Annotated in this window: 1 protein-coding gene; it reads right to left on the bottom strand. The window is 43.1% G+C overall.

The window, feature by feature from the left end; translation table 11 throughout:
- A partial coding sequence (locus AC1DUA_RS40940) for a M56 family metallopeptidase (RefSeq protein WP_477505057.1) occupies nucleotides 1-364 on the bottom strand: 364 nt, incomplete at its 3' end.
- Nucleotides 365-383 lie beyond the last annotated feature (19 nt).

Below are 383 nucleotides of genomic sequence, written 5' to 3'. Positions count from 1 at the left end.
GTGTATAGCTTTCTAGTAATTGAATGAGCGTGTATCCGTAATTCTCTCTTCTCGCTGGGTCAAGATATGAGAGTGCTAACGCATCGCTTGCAATCTCCTGATCTTCGCGCATGCGTTGATTGGCGTACCAAAGTACAGGATTAAACCAATGAATGATCAATAAAAATTGCATGATCCAATTGATTCCAATGTCATTTCGTTTGCAATGTGCCAATTCATGCAGGAAGATATGCCGAAGTTGTTCCTGATTTAAATGGTTAATCACCCTCTGCGGTATAACTAACCGTGGGCTCCAGAATCCGAATAACGTCGGCATCGTCAACTGGTCCGACACGACTAGGGTGACAGGTTTATGTACCGACATTAGCTTTTGACATTGAGAG

Source organism: Paenibacillus sp. 01T422 (assembly GCF_056398785.1).
Note: the sequence above shows the minus strand (reverse complement) of the source record. Positions and strands in the feature narration are given on the sequence as shown.